This is a genomic window from Vibrio sp. Y176, assembly GCF_033438945.1.
Map to the genome: position 1 here is coordinate 1 of NZ_JAWOQS010001066.1, position 540 is coordinate 540.

Annotated in this window: 1 protein-coding gene; it reads left to right on the forward strand. The window is 38.9% G+C overall.

The window, feature by feature from the left end; genetic code table 11:
* Positions 1–136: 136 nt before the first annotated feature.
* Positions 137–540 (forward strand): type III secretion system regulatory chaperone ExsC (exsC, locus tag R7O13_RS30225; RefSeq protein WP_318305640.1); only part of this gene is annotated, 404 nt, incomplete at its 3' end.

The following is a 540-nucleotide window of genomic DNA, read 5'->3' on the forward strand; positions in this document are numbered from 1 at the left end:
CTCATTTGTAAGATTAGAAGCAAGGTGTCAATTCTGGGTTTCCGGCCAAAATATAATAACTAACAACCAAAATTGATAAACACACCCCACGATATCGAATATGTTTCCCGATAAAATTCTCAAAAGGACTGTTTCTATGTCAGCACGCCAAACTATCGATGAGGTTTTACAGAAGTTTGCTCATCAAATAGGCTTGCCTGAACTGCATTTGACGGACAATGAACTAAGCTTAGCTTTTGATGATCACTTAAAGGTTCATTTCATCTTTCATCCAGAAACGAATACGCTGCAACTGGAAGCGGAAATTGTTGGATTACAAATCGTCAATTCTGATCTTTATCGTTCTTTTTTCGCGTTCAATTACCATTGGCCAGAACACCAATTATTTCTCAGTTTAGATAATCATAGGCACGTACTGTGTTTGAATAAACTGATTGGCATCGAGCAATTGGATTATGAATATTTTGAAAATGCGTTGGCGGAATTGTTGACGCAAAGCGAGTCATGGGAGTCGTTGCTATCTGCTCACGTAGTGGCCGA